Source organism: Micrococcus sp. HG099 (assembly GCF_024723355.1).
Classification (GTDB): Bacteria; Actinomycetota; Actinomycetes; order Actinomycetales; family Micrococcaceae; genus Micrococcus; species Micrococcus endophyticus.
On sequence record NZ_JANQCJ010000317.1, the window covers coordinates 1 to 381 of the forward strand.

The following is a 381-nucleotide window of genomic DNA, read 5'->3' on the forward strand; positions in this document are numbered from 1 at the left end:
ATGCTTGCCTGGCACTGCGGTCGGTGGATGACATTCCGAACGACGTAACACGCAGCGGTTTCAACTTCGGCCACTCGATACGCGGCACCGACGACTTCGAGGTCGTACACTTCGGCTTCGAGTTTTACGGCTACCGCATCTTCAATGCGCTGATCAATCCGAGCAACTTCATCGCCAGGACAATCCTGTCGCACATGGTCGACACGAAGGCGTTTTTCTTCTTCGCGGTCAACCCGTCAGGCGGTGTGACGGTGTTCAAGTCCGGCATCGGTGAATGCAGCCTGGACAGCATCGAGTCTAATCTCGAGCGGATACTGCGCTCGAGCACGTCCGATGCTCAGTACGACGCGGCGCTGACAACGTTCAGCGACCATCCAGATC

Annotated in this window: 1 pseudogene; it reads left to right on the forward strand. The window is 57.2% G+C overall.

From position 1 onward, the window contains the following. Window positions 1-23: 23 nt before the first annotated feature. Window positions 24-381: pseudogene (locus NWP10_RS12410) on the forward strand (hypothetical protein); the annotation flags it as partial.